Here is a 16,864-nt window from a genome sequence, read left to right as displayed (position 1 = left end):
ATAACTTTTGCCATTATACATGAATATGATACTTAGGAATATTAGCTGATGTGATGCATTGAGTGTGTTAGCATTTAAATATAAGAAATGCGTGCATTATGCCCCTAAGGCTCAGGACTTAATTTATGAAAAGCCAACAAAACGATCCAATTTATTCGCAAATATCGCAAGTTAAAGATGCGGTAGCAGAAGTACTCGAACATGCTAAAAAATTAGGCGCGACAGCTGCAGAAGCGGCCATGTCTAGTACGTCTGGTTTATCGGTTAGTACACGAATGGGTGAAGTAGAAACCATTGAGTTTAACCAAGATGGCGGCTTAGGCATTAGCGTATATGTTGGTAATAATAAAGGCTCGGCGTCAACCGCTGATTTAAATCCAAAAACATTACGCACGGTAGTCGAAAAAGCGATTGATATAGCCAAATTTACATCGGATGACCCATTCAATGGCGTTGCTGATAAAGAGTTACTTGAATTTAATCCTAAAGATTTAGATTTATACCATCCTTGGGATGTAAGCCCAGAGGAAGGTATTGAGCTTTGTCATGCAGCTGAGCAGGCTGCATTAAATGCAGATGAGCGTATTGTTAATTCAGATGGCGCGAGTTTTTCATCGCACCAAGGGTTACGTGTGTACGGTAATAGCCATGGTTTGATAACGGGTTTTCCACGTACTCGTCATAGCATTAGCACTATGGTAATAGGTCAAGATGGCGAACACATGCAACGGGACTCTGCTTACACAGTGGCGCGCGATCAAGCGGGTTTAAATGATGCAGCAGCAGTGGGTCTTGAAGCCGCTGCTGAAACATTAGCCAAATTAAACAGCCAAAAGTTAGGCACAATGAAAGTTCCGGTTGTTTTTAGAGCAGACATTGCAAACTCATTGTTTGGTCACTTAGTGTCGGCCATTGGTGGTGGCGCGCTTTATCGTAAATCAAGTTTTTTACTTGATAGTTTGGGCACACAAGTATTTAGTAATTGCGTAAACATTGCAGAGCGTCCGCATATTTTGAAAGGCTTGGCATCGTCACCGTTTGATAGCGAAGGCGTTAAAACATTCGACAGAGAAATTATTCAAGGCGGCGAGTTACAAACTTATTTATTAGCAAGCTATGCCGCGCGTAAAATGAATATGAAGCCAACAGGCCACGCTGGCGGTATACATAACTGGCTTGTTGAGCAAACTCATAACGATTTAGCTGCACTATTAAAAACCATGGGCACAGGCTTATTAGTAACCGAGCTAATGGGGCAGGGCGTAAATACAGTAACGGGTGATTACTCACGTGGTGCTGCTGGCTTTTGGATTGAAAATGGTGAAATTCAATATCCGGTAAGCGAAATTACCATTGCCGGTAATTTAAAAGACATGTTTAAAGGTATTTCTGCTATTGGTGGTGATATAGAACGTCGTGGTGGTATTCAAACTGGTTCAGTATTAATAGAGCAAATGCAAATAGCCGGCGCGTAGTATTAATACGCAGTGTATACTTAGACCGAGAGTATTATCTCTGGGTCTAAGTGAGTTTTTACGAGGTGTAAAATGGCTAAAGATAGATATGCACCAAAACCGCTAACCGATATTATGGCGGGGTTAAATAATCGTTTATCGGCTTATGCGGGCAAAAGCCAAACACTTGATACACAGCAAACCTTATTAAAAGATTTTTTAGGACCTAAATTGGGTGATAAATGCCGAGTTAGTAATTACCGAGACGGCACGCTAATGATAGAGGCGGTGTCGGCACCTATTGCGCTTAGACTTAATTACTTAAAAATGGATATGCTTTCGCATTTTAGAGCCGCTGGAATGGCAGAGCTCGGACAAATAAAAATCACTGCAAATCCTCAAGCGACTCAGCGATTAAGTACCGCGAACAAGTCGGGTAGTCCTACAGTTACCAATTCACGAAAAATGAGTGAACAAACAGCGGATTACTTAAATGCAATAGCAGCTTCTGCACCTCCTTCTTTAAAAGAAAAGCTAGAACGTTTAGCGCTTCATGGAAAAAATAAAAGTTAGCCTTAACTACCCACCATCTTGTTATTGGTGGGGCTAATTTGGCAGCTCACCGTATTCAAAATACTTTGTTACATATTCTATTTTATTGTTGGCTTAATGAGGTTTATGATACTTCATGGTGCTTTTTATTATTTAAAGCCCCTTGATACCCATTCCATTAAGTAAAAGCGTATAGGCAGTGCTATTTTTACTCCTGCTATATTCAAGAATTTAATGGAGTTGGTATGTGATACCAACCCGCATAAATCTTTGATCAACTTAACGAATTAAATTGCACTATAACGTCGTTAAAATTTTTTATTTAGAACAACTAGATACAAAAAATTTTGCCTAGTTCTAGCGTAATTTTCTTAACGTTAAATAGACCCCATATATAAGCAGGTTGATATTAAATTCTAACTAACAAACGGAATCATTATGAATAAAGTAACAATGGCCGCTGCGAGCATCGCGCTTGCACTTGGTTTAGTAGGTTGTGGTGAAAAACAACAAGAAGCTAAAGTAACCGACACTCCAGTAGTAACAGCGCCTGCTGAAAAACCACTAGAGCTTGGTATTGAACTCGCTAATATGGATAGTTCAGTTCGTGCACAAGACGATTTTTACTACCATGTAAATGGCCAGTGGTTAGCTAAAACTGAAATACCAGGTGATAAATCTAACTACGGTTCTTTTTCGCAGTTATATGATGAGTCGCAAAAAGCGATGAAAATAGCCCTTGAAAGTGCAGCCGCTAACAAAGCCGCTGAAAAAGGCAGCGATGAATATAAAATTGGTGCATTTTACAAAAGTTACATGAATCAAGCTTCTCGTAATGAGCTAGGTATTACGCCATTACAACCATCAATAGACACGATTGATAGCGTTAAATCTAAAGCAGATTTAATGGGCTTAATGGCTAAAGTTCAAAAACAAGGTGGTAGTTTACCGTTTGGTTGGTTTGTAAATAACGATGCTAAAAACTCAAGCGAGTATGCATTGTACTTATCTCAGTCGGGTCTTGGTTTACCAGATCGTGACTATTACTTAAAAGATGACGAAAAATTCACTAAAATTCGTGCATCTTATGAGCAATACATCACCGATATTTTAGCTAAGTCAGGCGTTAAGAATGCAGCAGAAGCAGCTGAGAGCGTGCTTGCATTTGAAAAAACATTAGCTGATGCTCAGTGGAGCCGTGTGCAAAGTCGTGATGCAACTAAATCTTATAACAAGATGACAGTAGCAGATGCTAGTAAACTGATGGGCGACCTTGATTTAGCCGAATTTTTTAAAGATGCAGGCGTAAGTGCAAATGACATTATTGTACGTCAACCAAGCTACTTAGAAGCACTTGCTACTATTTATAAAGACACTGGTTTAGCAACGTGGAAAAACTACTTAAAATTTCATTTTGTAAGTGGTTATGCAGAACTACTTAGTGAAGATCTAGTTAACCTTAATTTCGACTTTTACAGTACAACACTGCGCGGTGTAGAAGAGCAAGCACCACTTTGGAAGCAAGCAGTTGATGCATCTAACAGTGTACTTGGTGAAATTTTAGGTAAAGTATACGTTAAAGATAACTTCCCACCAGAAGCGAAAGCGCGCATGGAAGAGTTAGTTGATAACGTAATTAAAGGTTACGGTGTTGCTATCGAGAACCTTGAGTGGATGAGCCCTGAAACTAAAATTGCAGCGAAAGAAAAGTTAGACAAATTTACGCCTAAAATTGGTTATCCAGATACGTGGAAAGATTACTCTGAGCTAAAAATTAACTCAGATGAGCTAGTTGGTAACTACATTCGTTATAGCGAATGGGCATACGCAGACATGATTGCAAAATTGGGTAAACCAGTTGATCGTTCTGAGTGGCACATGACACCGCAAACAGTAAATGCTTACTACAACCCAGTAAACAACGAAATTGTATTTCCAGCCGCTATTTTACAACCGCCATTCTTTAACTTAGAAGCAGATGATGCAGTAAACTACGGCGCAATTGGCGCAGTAATAGGGCATGAACTTGGGCATGGTTTTGACGACCAAGGCGCTAAATATGACGGTGACGGTAACTTACGTAATTGGTGGAGCGAGTCAGATCTTAAGCAATTTGAAGAGCGAAGCGCTGCTTTAGTTGCACAGTATAACGAGTACAAACCATTTGAAGATGCAAGTGTTAATGGCGAGCTAACGCTTGGCGAAAACATTGGTGACTTAGGTGGCTTAACCGTTGCGCACAAAGCATATATGCTATCTTTAGGTGATAAAAAAGCCCCAGTGATTGATGGTTACACAGGCGAACAACGCTTCTTTATGGGGTGGTCACAAATTTGGCGTCGTAAATATCGTGATGAAGCATTACGTAATCGCTTAATGACAGACTCGCATTCACCAAGTCATTACCGTGTAATCGGAATCTTGTCGAATATGCCTGAATTTTACAAAGCGTTTGACGTAAAAGAAGGCGACAAAATGTATATCAAACCAGAAGATCGCGTAAAAATTTGGTAATTAACTAATTACCCCGATTTAAGGTTAATTAAAAGCCAGTAAGTATTTAGCTTACTGGCTTTTTTATACGCCATAATCATTTTATTCTTTCAGCCTTACTATAAACGCTATAAACGCGGTAATTAACTGCAATTTAATGCGATACCGACTTTTTTGAGATAGTACTGTTCTTGCTCTAAATCTGCTTGTAGTAGAGTATATTCTTGTAAGTAGCCATCGCAAAATTTTATAAATAACCCTGTGCTGCTTGCGCTAATTTCCATGCTTGGCTTTTGACTCGCTTGCCGTTTTTGATTAAATAAAATAGCTAAACGCAAAATAGTAATAAGCTTAAGCACTCGCTGCTGCGAGATGGTTATAAAGTCGGAGAGTTCATTAAGCTTGATTTTCTTACGATAAAAGCGAATAAGCGAACTTAGTATTAATTGCTCCTGTTGCGTAAAACCAGGTAATTGGCTATTGGCAACAATATAGGCACTGTGTTTATTTATGCCTGATGAGTTTATAGATAAACCAATTTCATGCAGTTTTGCTGCCCACATCAGTAGTGCAATATCGTCTTGATTATTAAGTTGCCATGGGCCTTTTAAGCGTTCGTAGAGCCAACTAACCGTGTCAGAAACACGGATTGCATGGGTCTTATCTACGGTGTATCTGTCGCTTATATTATTAATGGTATTACTGCGAATGTCGTTATCAACCAGTTTTTGCTGCATTTCATGGAGTAACCCTTCACGCAGCGAAAAGTCGCTGTAGGTAAGCTGGGTTATTGCAAACTCTCTAAAAATAGCGATTAGGATGGCAAGGCCACCACAAATACTAAGCTGGCGTTCAGGCGTTAAACCTTCAATTAGCAGGTTATCTATTCGTTGAGCGCTGATAAATTGTTGTTTAAGGTTAATTAAATCGTCGTAAGTTATACAAGATTGATGTGGCTTTTTCGCACTTATCATCGCGAGTATTGCCTTAATTGTACCCGATGTACCAATAACATTTTTCCAGCCTTCGTTTATGTAACTAGCAAAAATAACTTCTATTTCTTGCCCCGCTTTTATTTCAGCTTTATTGAAGTGCTTAGGGCTAATTATACCATCAATAAAAAATTGATTTGTGTAACTAACACAACCCATATTACGGCTAGTAAGTAGTTTGTGTTGAAAGTGCTGGCCGATTATTAATTCTGTACTTCCACCGCCAATATCAATTACAAGACGGTTATCTTCATTATGTAGGTAGTGGGCAACACCTTGATAAATAAGACGAGCTTCTTCTTGTCCTGCAATAACGTTAATATGAAATGGAAATACCTCATTTGCGTGTGCTAAAAAGGCATGGATATTTTTAGCGCGTCTAAAGGTATGGGTTGCCGCTACTTTTACATTACAGGCAGGGAAATCTTGCAGAGTTTTAGCAAACTGTTTTAGCACGACTAAAGCGCGATCAATAGCATACTGGCTTAGTTTTGACTTATCATCGAAGCTATCAGCTAAATACACACGCTGCTTTTCTTTATGTAAAATTTGCAGTGTGCCATCAACTTCACGAGCAACGACTAAGTGAAAGCTATTCGAGCCTAAATCGACAGCGGCTATAGATGGGCGATTACTCATTGTTATAATTACTTTCCCATTTTTTTAGATGATCATAAGTCGCTATTTGTGAACGAATTTTTTTACGATTCCCACGTCGCACATAAGTGTTTTTTTGTTCTTTGTCGATTAAGCGTGCTTTTGTGCGGTCTTTAAATTGTAGCTCTAAAATATCAATAATGAGCAGCTTTAATTTAGCGTCTAAAATTGGCACGCCCACTTCAACACGATGGTCAAGATTACGGGTCATCCAATCAGCAGACGAAATATACACTTTGTCCTCGCCGTTATTACCAAACACCATTACGCGAGGATGCTCTAAAAAACGATCAACAATACTAATCACTCTTATGTTATCGCTAAACTTGGCTACCCCAGGTATTAATGAGCACATACCGCGCACAATAATGCGAATTTTGACGCCACAACGACCAGCATGATAAAGCTTATCAACAAGCTGCTTGTCGACCAAATTATTTACTTTAACGGTAATTTTACCGGCAAAACCATTTTCGACGTGTTGAATTTCTTTATCGATTAAATCGAGTAAAGTGTCACGAGCATTGATAGGTGATAGCATTAAGTATTCAAAACTAAAAGGCTTATAGCTGCTTTCTATAAATCTAAATACGCTGTCGCATTCTTCACAGATCCCGACATGTTTCGTGAATAAACTAAAGTCGGTATATATTTTGGCGGTTTTTTCATGAAAATTACCGGTTCCAATATGCGCATACTTTACTATTTGGCCTTTTTCTTTACGTTGAATAATACACAACTTGCTGTGCACTTTTAACGCGGGTATACCAAAAATTACTTTAATGCCTGCGCTGCTTAATATTTTTGCCCATTCAATATTATTTTGTTCATCAAAACGGGCCTTTAGCTCAACCATTACGGTAACTTGTTTGCCATTTTTAGCGGCATTAATCAATGATGAAATAAGCCGCGATTTACTTGCAACACGATAAATATTAACTTTAATTTGTGTCACTTTAGGATCAAAGGCTGCTTGGCGCACATATTCCAGTAAATGATTAAATGTGTGGTATGGGTAGTAAAGTAAAATATCTCGCTCGGTAATAGCGTCAAATACGCTGGTGTGTTTGTTAAACGCGGTGCTTTGTAATGCAGGTAATGGTTTATTTTCAAGATACTGCCGGCCTACATTAGGGAAGGCAATAAAATCTCTAAAATTACGGTAGCGTCCAGCTGGGATCAGCGCATCATGATGGGTTACATTTAGCCGTTTTTTCATTACTTTAAGCATGCTTTCGGGCATCGTTTCGTCATAGACTAAGCGTACAGGTTCTGCATAAATACGTTGTTTTAATCCTTTGGACATCTTATCCAGCAGACCCTCTTCTAATTCATCATCAAGATTATATTCGGCATCACGGGTAAGCTTAATTGAGTGACCTTGGATAGTTTGAAAACTAAAAAAGCTGCTGAATACGTCATTTAAAAAATATAAAATAACATCATCAAGCATCACAATAGTTTTATGGCGGCGGGTTTTCTCGCTTGGTAAATTTATAAATCTTGGTACACGATCGGTTGGCACTTCGAGCATTGCGTAATGATTTTTCTCGTCACTCATTTCTACAAATAAGTAAGTCATGGTGTCATTTACGTAATCTGAGTAATCTCTATTTTCATCAAGTAAGATTGGGGATATATGTTGTAGAACATTGTCAGTAAAGTAATTTTTTAACCAATTTAAATGAAATTCACTTAGCTTCTCAGGTCTATTTACGTGAATATTATGTGTGGTTAAATCATTTAAGATTTGTTGGTGAATTTGATTGAATTTTTTACCAAGCAGTAATACTTTCTTTTGTATCTGACTTAGTAGTACTTCGTCTTCTTCAAAATTAGCATTGGGAAGTTTGCTTAATAAAATGCGGCGTTTAACGTCGGCTACACGGACTCTGAAAAACTCATCAAGGTTATTAGAAAAAATACCTAAAAAACGTATGCGCTCAATTATAGGGTTACTTTTGTCTTTAGCTTCTTGCAGCACACGTTCGTTGAACGACAGCCAGCTTAACTCCTTTGAAAAATACTCAATAACGTGGGTGTGTTCTATGTGGGCATTCATACTTCATTCCGCTATTTAATGCTGAATAAAATATAATGTAACTTAATGACATTAAAATGACATGCGTGCCAGCGATGTGGCACGCATAAGGGAGTATTATACTTCTTCGGTGTCTACGATTAGATCACTTGTTATTGACTCGAGCGCATCAATAACTTCTTCTTTATTCATTCCATTTGGCAAAGTGACTGTCGCCACAGCGCTAAAAATAGGTACTCCCCAATTAGGTGCGCTTTGTTGTCTTGAATTTAAGTGAGTAATATTAGCCCCTTTATGGCGTATCACACTTGCTAGTTCTTGAACAATACCAGGGCGATCGTTACCTGTAATAACTAGATTAATTTGCTCAAGTGATGATTGTTCAATTTCAGTGTTACCCGCTTCAATGCGTACATCGAGCTTGGGAAGTGCATTGAGTGCGCTTTGTAAGGATTGAAAATGCTCCTCTGCTACTTCAAGTTGAATAATACCTGCAAAGTGACCTAGTAGATGGCTCAAGTTACTACTAAGCCAGTTTCCGTGATTCTCCAATACGACCGAGGAAATATTCTCGACTAATCCAGGGCGGTCTTTCCCTAAAATAGTAATAACCAGTTGCTTCATAAATAATTCTCTTTTTAAGGCCAAAGAAAGTAAATGCGTAGGCACTAAGTGTTTAATTTATCGGTTGTTAAAGTGTAGCTATAAAGTCCTAATTTTAAATTGATAAAAGCGGGATTTAATATACATGCTATGCATTTTCTAAAGCTACGATTGCCTATTTGATACTTTGTGAGTATTGACCTCGATAAATGCTTTGTCCAATTATTTTACAATTTAGTTCACTTATAAGTCACCCATTTAAAGTTTTATTAAGCTAATTGTTTAACTGCTTTATTTATAGTTGCTATTAAGAGCTTATTATTACTGCTGTAACATTACTGTCATCTTGATGAAATATAATTTATGCAACGTTAAGATTTAAGGGTGTTTTGATGACTTCCAATCCGAATAAACCGACTTTTAATACGGATCGAAGCCGTCTATTTAAAGATCGGTTTGCCCAATTTGGCATAACCGCAGGCGGGGTAATGGTATTAGTGGCACTGCTATTAATATTCTTTTATCTTCTTTATGTAGTACAACCAATTTTTGAATCAGCTAAAGTTGAAAAGCGTAACAGCTTAAACATTGCTAATGCAGATCAGATTGTCGGTTTAGGCGTTGAAGAGCAAACTGAGGTGGCTTATTTATTAGGTCAACAAGGGCAAGTTGATTTTTATAATATTGAAAAATCAAATTTCGGTAAAAAACTCAAAACCCTCGATGTCATATTGCCAAGCGAAGCAAGTAGTTTTGCAACAAGCGCACCGTTTCAGGGGCAATATGCTTATGGCTTGAAAAACGGCACCGTGGTGGTGGTTGTACCTAAGTTTTTAGTTACCTTTCCAAACAACAAGCGAAAATTAACCCCACGTGTTGATTATCCACTTGGTAAAATGGCATTAGCAGTAGATGAGCAAGGAGCGGCAATTAAGCGCTTTGCGTTTAGTCATTACGAGGATAAAACGGCTGTGGTTGCGTTAACTGCAGATAAACGTGTTTTATTCAGCAGCTTTGTGGCTGAAGAAAATATGTTTACCGGAGATGTTGAATGGGTTGTGCAGCGCACTGAACTTGATATCGAAGGCCGTGTAGATGAGCTTCTAATATCACCAGATACAACGCGTACATTTATCCGTTCGGCTAATCAAATTTATGTATATGATACACGCGACCCAAGCGATGTTGAGCAAATACAATTGCTTTCAGCCAACGAAGAACGCGCAAATATAGTGTCTGCTCAATTATTAGCGGGTGCAAATTCGTTAATGCTTGCTAATGATAATGGTGAAGTTTCACAGTGGTTTGAAGTGAATACTGATACTGGCCGAGAGTATCAAAAAATTCGTTCATTCGAGACGAGTAAACAAAGTAAACTCAATATATTCACAGAATTTTACCGACGTACATTTTTCACTACCAGCAGTAATGGTGAGTTGGGTGTTTACTACACAACAAGTGAAGCTAAATTATGGCAGGGTAAAGTAAGTGAAGGTGAAATTAAAAACTTTGCAATTGCACCACGCTCTAATGCCGCATTAATTTTAGCGGATGACAAATTAACGGTACTAGAAATACACAATGAACATCCAGAAGTAACGTGGTCAGCACTTTGGCAAGAAGTATGGTATGAAGGTTACCCAGAGCCTGCTTATATTTGGCAATCAACCTCAGCCAGTGATGACTTTGAATCTAAGTTTTCATTAGTGCCAATTTCGTTTGGTACAATTAAGGCCGCATTCTACGCCATGTTATTTGCAGTACCAATTGCATTGTCATCGGCTATTTACACTGCTTACTTTATGTCGAGCGGATTACGTAAAGTTGTTAAACCAACAGTAGAAATAATGGAAGCACTGCCGACTGTTATTTTGGGCTTTTTAGCGGGCCTTTGGTTAGCACCACTGATTGAAGAGCATCTACCCGCAATTGTTGGATTGCTCATCTTATTACCGCTAGGTATTTTAGGTGCTGCATTTGGGTGGACTAAATTGCCAGCTGGTATTCGTCATAAAATTCCTGAAGGCTCTCATTCAATAATCCTTATACCCGTTGTGTTATTTATTGGCTGGTTTTCATTTGCGATGAGCGAAACGATTGAGCTTTGGATGTTTGACGGCAACGTACGTCAATATTTAACAAATGAACTTGGTATGACGTTCGATCAACGTAACTCACTAGTTGTTGGTATTGCGATGGGCTTTGCGGTTATTCCTACTATTTTCTCAATAGCAGAAGATGCTGTGTTTAGTGTACCTAAGCATTTATCAAACGGTTCATTAGCGTTGGGTGCAACTCAGTGGCAAACACTTGTACGTGTTGTATTGCTAACTGCCAGCCCTGGTATTTTTTCCGCCGTAATGATGGGGTTGGGCCGTGCTGTTGGTGAAACAATGATTGTACTGATGGCCACCGGTAATACACCAATAATGGATTGGAGTATTTTTCAAGGAATGCGGACGCTTGCAGCAAATATTGCAGTTGAAATGCCAGAATCAGAAGTAGGCAGTTCACACTATAGAATATTATTTTTAGCGGCTTTTGTACTATTCATATTCACCTTTATTTTCAACACAATCGCTGAGTTTGTTCGCCAGCAATTGCGTGAAAAATACAGCTCAATGTAAGTGGAGAGACACGACATGGTAAAGCAGTGGTTTAGGTCTGGTTCTCCTTGGATTTGGATGACCGGTGGTGCAGTGAGCATCAGTTTGATTTCAGTGTTAGGTTTATTAGCAATGATAGCCTGGAAGGGATTAAGTTTTTTTTGGCCTTCTGAAGTGATGCAGTATGAGCTTGAAGGCTCTATTGCAAAGCAAACCGTTATTGGTGAAGTTTACGACCGAGAAATGGTACCCAAAGAGCGTTTATCTGCAACAGGTGTTGATGTATCAGCATTTGATAAAGAAGAGTTTGAGCGTTTACTTATCAAAACAGGTAACCGTGAATACGTCGATTTAGATTTTCGTTGGATACTTGAAACCGATATAAAAGAAAAATCGGCACCAGCGACACTTGCGGTATTTGAGCGTAGTAAAAACGGTAATTTTTATGGTTACCTAGAGAACGTTATTAAAGATGGCAAGCCAGTTGCTGGTGATACCGTTGAGGCTTTACACGAACTTGTTGATCGCGCAGTTGATTTAAATGATGAAGCGCTTGATTTACAAAACGGCGATATTGGCCACATTAACTATGAACTTGAACGCTTACGGTTAAAAGAGAAAGGTTATTTACTTGATAATGAGTTAACCGATGAGCGTGTTGCTGAACTTGCTCAAGCGCGTGCTAATTTACGTGCAGAGTATGGCGTACTTGAAAAAGAGTTATTCGCACTGCGTAAACTTGCAAAACGTGACTATGTTACTGTAAAAGATATGCGCGGTGAAATTGTGACTATCCCTATGTATCAGGTACTTGATGTTTGGTTTCCAAATGACATGGGCTTTTTTGCAAAACTAGGTCATTACTTTGTACAGCTAGGCAAGTTTGTATCTGATGATCCGCGTGAAGCAAATACCGAAGGTGGCGTGTTTCCTGCCATATTTGGTACTGTTTTTATGGTTATGCTAATGGCGGTAATAGTAACGCCGTTTGGTGTTGTCGCTGCAATTTACTTACATGAATATGCAGCGAAAAACGCAGTGACGAAAATGATTCGTATTGCAGTCATTAACTTAGCCGGTGTGCCTTCAATTGTATACGGTGTATTTGGCTTAGGCTTTTTTGTTTATATGTTAGGTGGTAGTTTAGACCAATTGTTTTACCCTGAAGCATCGCCAACCCCTGTATTTGGTACGCCGGGTGTAATGTGGTCAGCATTGACATTGGCTATATTAACGCTCCCTGTTGTAATTGTATCGACCGAAGAAGGGTTATCTCGAATTCCAAGCACGGTACGTGATGGTTCATTAGCGCTGGGCGCAACAAAAGTTGAAACGTTATGGCGTATTGTAATTCCAATGGCAAGCCCTGCAATTATGACCGGTTTAATACTCGCTGTTGCGCGCGCCGCAGGTGAAGTTGCACCATTAATGCTGGTGGGTGTGGTAAAAATGGCACCTACATTGCCACTTGATGGTAACTTTCCATATTTTCACTTAGATAGAAAGTTCATGCATTTAGGGTTTCATATTTACGATGTTGGCTTTCAAAGTCCAAATGTTGAAGCAGCGCGACCACTGGTATATGCAACTGCATTTTTATTGGTGTCGGTAATTATAACGCTCAACATAACGGCCATTGGTATACGTAACCATTTACGTGAAAAATTCAGATCGCTTGAACACTAATTAGTAAAGATTTTATAGGTAATAAACATGATTACAGTCGCTACACAAGTAAACCAAGCAAATTTGGGCATGAAGTTAGATTTAGATAATTTAACCGATGAGCAAAAAGCGCTAGAAATTAAAGACCTTGATCTTTACTACGGTGATAAACAAGCGCTTAGTAAAGTGAACATGAGCATCCCAAAAGGCCAAGTAACGGCGTTCATTGGTCCATCGGGTTGTGGTAAATCAACGTTACTGCGTTGTATCAACCGTATGAATGACCTTGTTGATATTTGTCGCATTGAGGGTGAAATATTACTGCATGGACAAAATATTTACGATAAAAGCGTTGATGTTGCTGCGCTTCGCCGTAATGTGGGCATGGTGTTTCAACGCCCTAATCCGTTTCCTAAATCAATTTATGAGAATGTGGTTTATGGTCTACGCTTACAAGGTATTAAAGAAAAGCGCAAACTAGATGAAGTGGTAGAGCAATCACTTCGTGGCGCAGCCCTGTGGGATGAAGTAAAAGATAGATTACACGATAGTGCATTTGGTTTATCGGGTGGTCAGCAACAGCGTTTAGTTATTGCTCGCTCAATTGCGATTGAGCCAGAAGTCCTTTTATTGGATGAGCCGACATCGGCACTCGATCCAATTTCTACTTTGGTAATCGAAGAGCTAATAAACGATTTAAAGAATAAATTTACCGTTGTTATTGTTACACATAACATGCAACAAGCAGCGCGAGTATCTGATCAAACCGCCTTTATGTACATGGGTGAATTAATTGAATACTCAGATACAAATACCTTATTCACAACACCAACGAAGAAAAAGACCGAAGATTATATTACCGGTCGTTACGGTTAATTAGCCTATTACAGCGTGTTGTATAAGATCAAAAGAGAAGGTAATTATGGAACATAACATTAATAAACACATTTCTGGGCGCTTTAACCAAGAACTAGAAAATGTGCGTAATCACGTATTAAGCATGGGTGGCTTGGTTGAGCAACAACTAAGCAGTGCACTTGATGCCGTTAGTCGAAACGATGCAGAGCTTGCGCAAAAAGTCCGTGAAAATGACTATAAAGTAAATGCTATGGAAGTGAACATTGATGAAGAATGTACACGAATTATCGCTCGTCGCCAGCCTGCGGCTAGCGACTTACGTTTAGTAATCGCCATAGCGAAAACAATTGCTGATTTAGAGCGCATTGGTGATGAAGCAAAGCGAATCGCAAAAGTTGCTCTTGATTCATTTACCAAAGATCAACAAGATCTACTCGTAAATATTGAAAACATGGGCCGCCAAGTTTTAAAAATGTTGCATGATGTACTTGATGCATTTGCCCGTATGGATGTGCAACGAGCATTTCAGGTTCACAAGGAAGATGCCAAGGTAGATCGAGAGTATGAAGCCATTACACGTCAAATTATGACTTATATGATGGAAGACCCTCGTTCAATCCCAAAAATTATGGACTTAGTTTGGTCTGTTCGTTCGTTAGAGCGTATTGGCGACCGTTGTCAAAATATTGCTGAATACATTATTTATTTTGTAAACGGTAAAGATATTCGTCATACATCTCAAGAAGATATAGAAAAATCATTATAAATTTAACTATTTCATTCTTTTGTATTAAAGCGACCTTGTGTCGCTTTGTGCGTTGCAAGAGCAAGTGAAGCAATAAAAAGCGTTCACAATCGTTGTTAATGCTGTAAAATTCATGCTGCAAAGCATATCAATTTGATTAAAGGGTCAGTTATGCCTACAAACGCGTTTTTAGGAGTATTTGCAAAATCTCCTATCAAGCCAATGGAAGAACACATAAAGAAAGTTCATCAAGCAAGTAAAGCTTTGATACCTTTCTTTAATCACGTATTTAAAGAAGAGTGGGTACAAGCTGAAGAGCTTCGCATCACGATTCGTAATTTAGAGCGTGAAGCCGATGATATGAAAAGAGATATACGTTTACAGTTACCGCGCGGTTTATTCATGCCGGTAGAGCGTACAGATCTGCTCGAATTAGTAACCCAACAAGATAAAATTGCAAATAAAGCAAAAGACATTGCTGGACGTGTGATTGGTCGTGAAATGACCATTCCAAAAGTTATGCAAGTTGATTTCTTGGCTTATTTAACTCGTTGTGTTGATGCGACAAAACAAGCATCTAAAGCAATTAACGAATTAGAAGAGCTGCTAGAAACAGGCTTTAAAGGTCGTGAAGTGACCTTAGTAGAAAAAATGCTAGTTGAATTGGATGCAATAGAACAAGACACGGACGACATGCAAATAAAAGTACGCCGCCAACTACGAGATGTAGAAGGTGAGTTAAATCCAATTGATGTGATGTTTTTATACAAAATCATTGAATGGGTTGGCGAGCTTGCAGATATTGCAGAGCGCGTAGGATCACGTCTTGAGCTGATGTTAGCTCGTTAATTTAAAATCAGTTCAAACACGAAAGATTAAGGTTTTACAATGGATATCATTGCATCTTACGGCACGGTATTAATTTTAATTGCCGCAGCAGTCGGCTTTTTTATGGCTTATGGTATTGGCGCGAATGACGTAGCTAACGCCATGGGTACTTCTGTAGGTTCAAAAGCATTAACAATCAAACAGGCTATTTTTATAGCAATGATTTTTGAATTTGCAGGTGCTTATTTAGCTGGTGGTGAGGTTACATCAACAATTCGTAAAGGAATTATTGATGCGGCACCATTTGCAGATATTCCAGAACTTATGGTTCTGGGTATGATTGCTTCTTTATTTGCAGCCGGAACATGGCTATTAATGGCTTCGTTTCTAGGTTGGCCAGTATCAACGACTCACTCAATCATTGGTGCAATCATTGGTTTTGCATTAGTTGCAGTAGGCACTGAGGCAATTCAATGGGATAAAGTAGGTGGTATTGTAGGTAGTTGGATTATAACGCCTGCTATATCTGGTTTTATTGCATACTTAATATTTATGAGTGCGCAAAAGCTTATTTTTGATACAGACGCTCCACTTAAAAATGCAAAGCGTTATGTACCGCTTTATATGGGCCTAGCAGGCTTTATTATGGCCTTAGTTACAATTAAAAAAGGCTTAAAACATGTTGGTGTTAATCTAGGTTCTGTTGAGGGTTATGCACTTTCAATCGCTGTTGCAGTGGTTGTAGCAATTATTGGTAAAATTGCTATTTCTCGCTTAAACATTGATCCTAAAGCCGATAAGCAAATGCAGTTCAACAATGTTGAAAAAGTATTTGCAGTATTAATGGTACTAACAGCCTGTTGTATGGCGTTTGCTCATGGCTCTAATGACGTTGCTAATGCTATTGGTCCACTAGCTGCTGTTGTAAACATTGTTGAAAACAATGGTGAAATTGCTAAGAAAGCCGCTATTGCTTGGTGGATTCTACCGCTTGGTGGTTTTGGTATTGTGGCAGGTCTTGCTATTTTAGGTAAAAAAGTAATTAAAACGATTGGTGAAGGCATTACACATTTAACACCTAGCCGTGGTTTTGCTGCTGAATTAGCTGCCGCTTCAACGGTTGTTATTGCATCAGGCACAGGTATGCCAATCTCTACTACACAAACCTTAGTGGGTGCGGTATTAGGTGTAGGTATGGCGCGTGGTATTGGTGCTCTTAATATGAGTGTTATCAGAAACATTGTAGTTTCTTGGGTAATTACGTTGCCAGTTGGTGCTGCCCTTGCTATTGTTATTTTCTACGTACTAAGAACCGCATTTGGGGTTTAACAAAAAAGTACTCAAAGACTTTTAGCTTGAAAAGATCTCAA

The 16,864-nt window shown here is 38.9% G+C and carries 12 protein-coding genes; 9 read left to right on the top strand and 3 right to left on the bottom strand.

Annotation, left to right across the window (positions count from 1 at the left end; translation table 11 throughout):
• The first annotated feature begins 125 nt into the window (after positions 1 to 125).
• The 3 genes from pmbA to ACJJVZ_RS18280 all read left to right on the top strand — a co-directional run bounded on the left by pmbA (position 126) and on the right by ACJJVZ_RS18280 (position 4,520).
• Complete coding sequence (gene pmbA / locus ACJJVZ_RS18290) at positions 126 to 1,475, top strand: metalloprotease PmbA (RefSeq protein WP_405602531.1); 1,350 nt, start codon at positions 126 to 128, stop codon at positions 1,473 to 1,475.
• Between the two features lie 72 nt (positions 1,476 to 1,547).
• Complete coding sequence (locus ACJJVZ_RS18285) at positions 1,548 to 2,027, top strand: DUF721 domain-containing protein (protein ID WP_405602529.1); 480 nt, start codon at positions 1,548 to 1,550, stop codon at positions 2,025 to 2,027.
• 417 nt (positions 2,028 to 2,444) lie between these two features.
• Positions 2,445 to 4,520 (top strand): M13 family metallopeptidase, encoded by a 2,076-nt coding sequence (locus ACJJVZ_RS18280; protein WP_405602527.1) that lies wholly within the window; start codon positions 2,445 to 2,447, stop codon positions 4,518 to 4,520.
• A gap of 122 nt (positions 4,521 to 4,642) precedes the next feature.
• Here the strand turns inward: ACJJVZ_RS18280 and ACJJVZ_RS18275 are convergent, their stop codons facing one another.
• The 3 genes from ACJJVZ_RS18275 to ACJJVZ_RS18265 form a co-directional block, all read right to left on the bottom strand.
• A complete protein-coding gene (locus tag ACJJVZ_RS18275; protein WP_405602525.1) occupies positions 4,643 to 6,130 on the bottom strand; it encodes an exopolyphosphatase in 1,488 nt (495 codons plus the stop codon).
• Positions 6,123 to 8,210 carry a polyphosphate kinase 1 gene (gene ppk1, locus ACJJVZ_RS18270; protein WP_193154930.1) on the bottom strand — a complete coding sequence of 696 codons (2,088 nt, stop codon included), beginning with the start codon at positions 8,208 to 8,210 and terminating at the stop codon, positions 6,123 to 6,125. Before ppk1 ends, ACJJVZ_RS18275 begins: the two co-directional genes overlap by 8 nt.
• Before the next feature lie 96 nt (positions 8,211 to 8,306).
• On the bottom strand, positions 8,307 to 8,813 hold the full coding sequence (locus tag ACJJVZ_RS18265; RefSeq protein WP_077536839.1) for a glycine cleavage system protein R: 507 nt from the start codon (positions 8,811 to 8,813) through the stop codon (positions 8,307 to 8,309).
• A gap of 371 nt (positions 8,814 to 9,184) precedes the next feature.
• Between ACJJVZ_RS18265 and ACJJVZ_RS18260 the strand changes: the two genes are divergently transcribed.
• From ACJJVZ_RS18260 to ACJJVZ_RS18235, 6 genes are all read left to right on the top strand, one after another.
• Positions 9,185 to 11,419 carry an ABC transporter permease subunit gene (locus tag ACJJVZ_RS18260; RefSeq protein ID WP_405602521.1) on the top strand — a complete coding sequence of 745 codons (2,235 nt, stop codon included), beginning with the start codon at positions 9,185 to 9,187 and terminating at the stop codon, positions 11,417 to 11,419.
• A gap of 15 nt (positions 11,420 to 11,434) precedes the next feature.
• Positions 11,435 to 13,084: a phosphate ABC transporter permease PstA gene (pstA, locus tag ACJJVZ_RS18255; RefSeq protein WP_405602519.1), complete on the top strand. Its 1,650-nt coding sequence runs from the start codon at positions 11,435 to 11,437 to the stop codon at positions 13,082 to 13,084.
• Positions 13,085 to 13,111: 27 nt separating this feature from the next.
• Positions 13,112 to 13,939: a phosphate ABC transporter ATP-binding protein PstB gene (gene pstB, locus ACJJVZ_RS18250; RefSeq protein WP_138584108.1), complete on the top strand. Its 828-nt coding sequence runs from the start codon at positions 13,112 to 13,114 to the stop codon at positions 13,937 to 13,939.
• Between the two features lie 46 nt (positions 13,940 to 13,985).
• Complete coding sequence (gene phoU, locus ACJJVZ_RS18245; protein WP_077536843.1) at positions 13,986 to 14,687, top strand: phosphate signaling complex protein PhoU; 702 nt, start codon at positions 13,986 to 13,988, stop codon at positions 14,685 to 14,687.
• A 150-nt stretch (positions 14,688 to 14,837) separates the two neighbouring features.
• The gene (locus ACJJVZ_RS18240; RefSeq protein ID WP_182700961.1) at positions 14,838 to 15,515 is read left to right on the top strand and encodes a TIGR00153 family protein; all 678 of its coding nucleotides are present in this window, start codon (positions 14,838 to 14,840) and stop codon (positions 15,513 to 15,515) included.
• A gap of 39 nt (positions 15,516 to 15,554) precedes the next feature.
• Complete coding sequence (locus ACJJVZ_RS18235; protein ID WP_182700962.1) at positions 15,555 to 16,823, top strand: inorganic phosphate transporter; 1,269 nt, start codon at positions 15,555 to 15,557, stop codon at positions 16,821 to 16,823.
• Positions 16,824 to 16,864 lie beyond the last annotated feature (41 nt).

The organism is Pseudoalteromonas sp. Ld19 (genome assembly GCF_045064135.1).
GTDB lineage: Bacteria > Pseudomonadota > Gammaproteobacteria > Enterobacterales > Alteromonadaceae > Pseudoalteromonas > Pseudoalteromonas aliena.
This window is presented reverse-complemented; position numbering and strand designations above follow the sequence as displayed.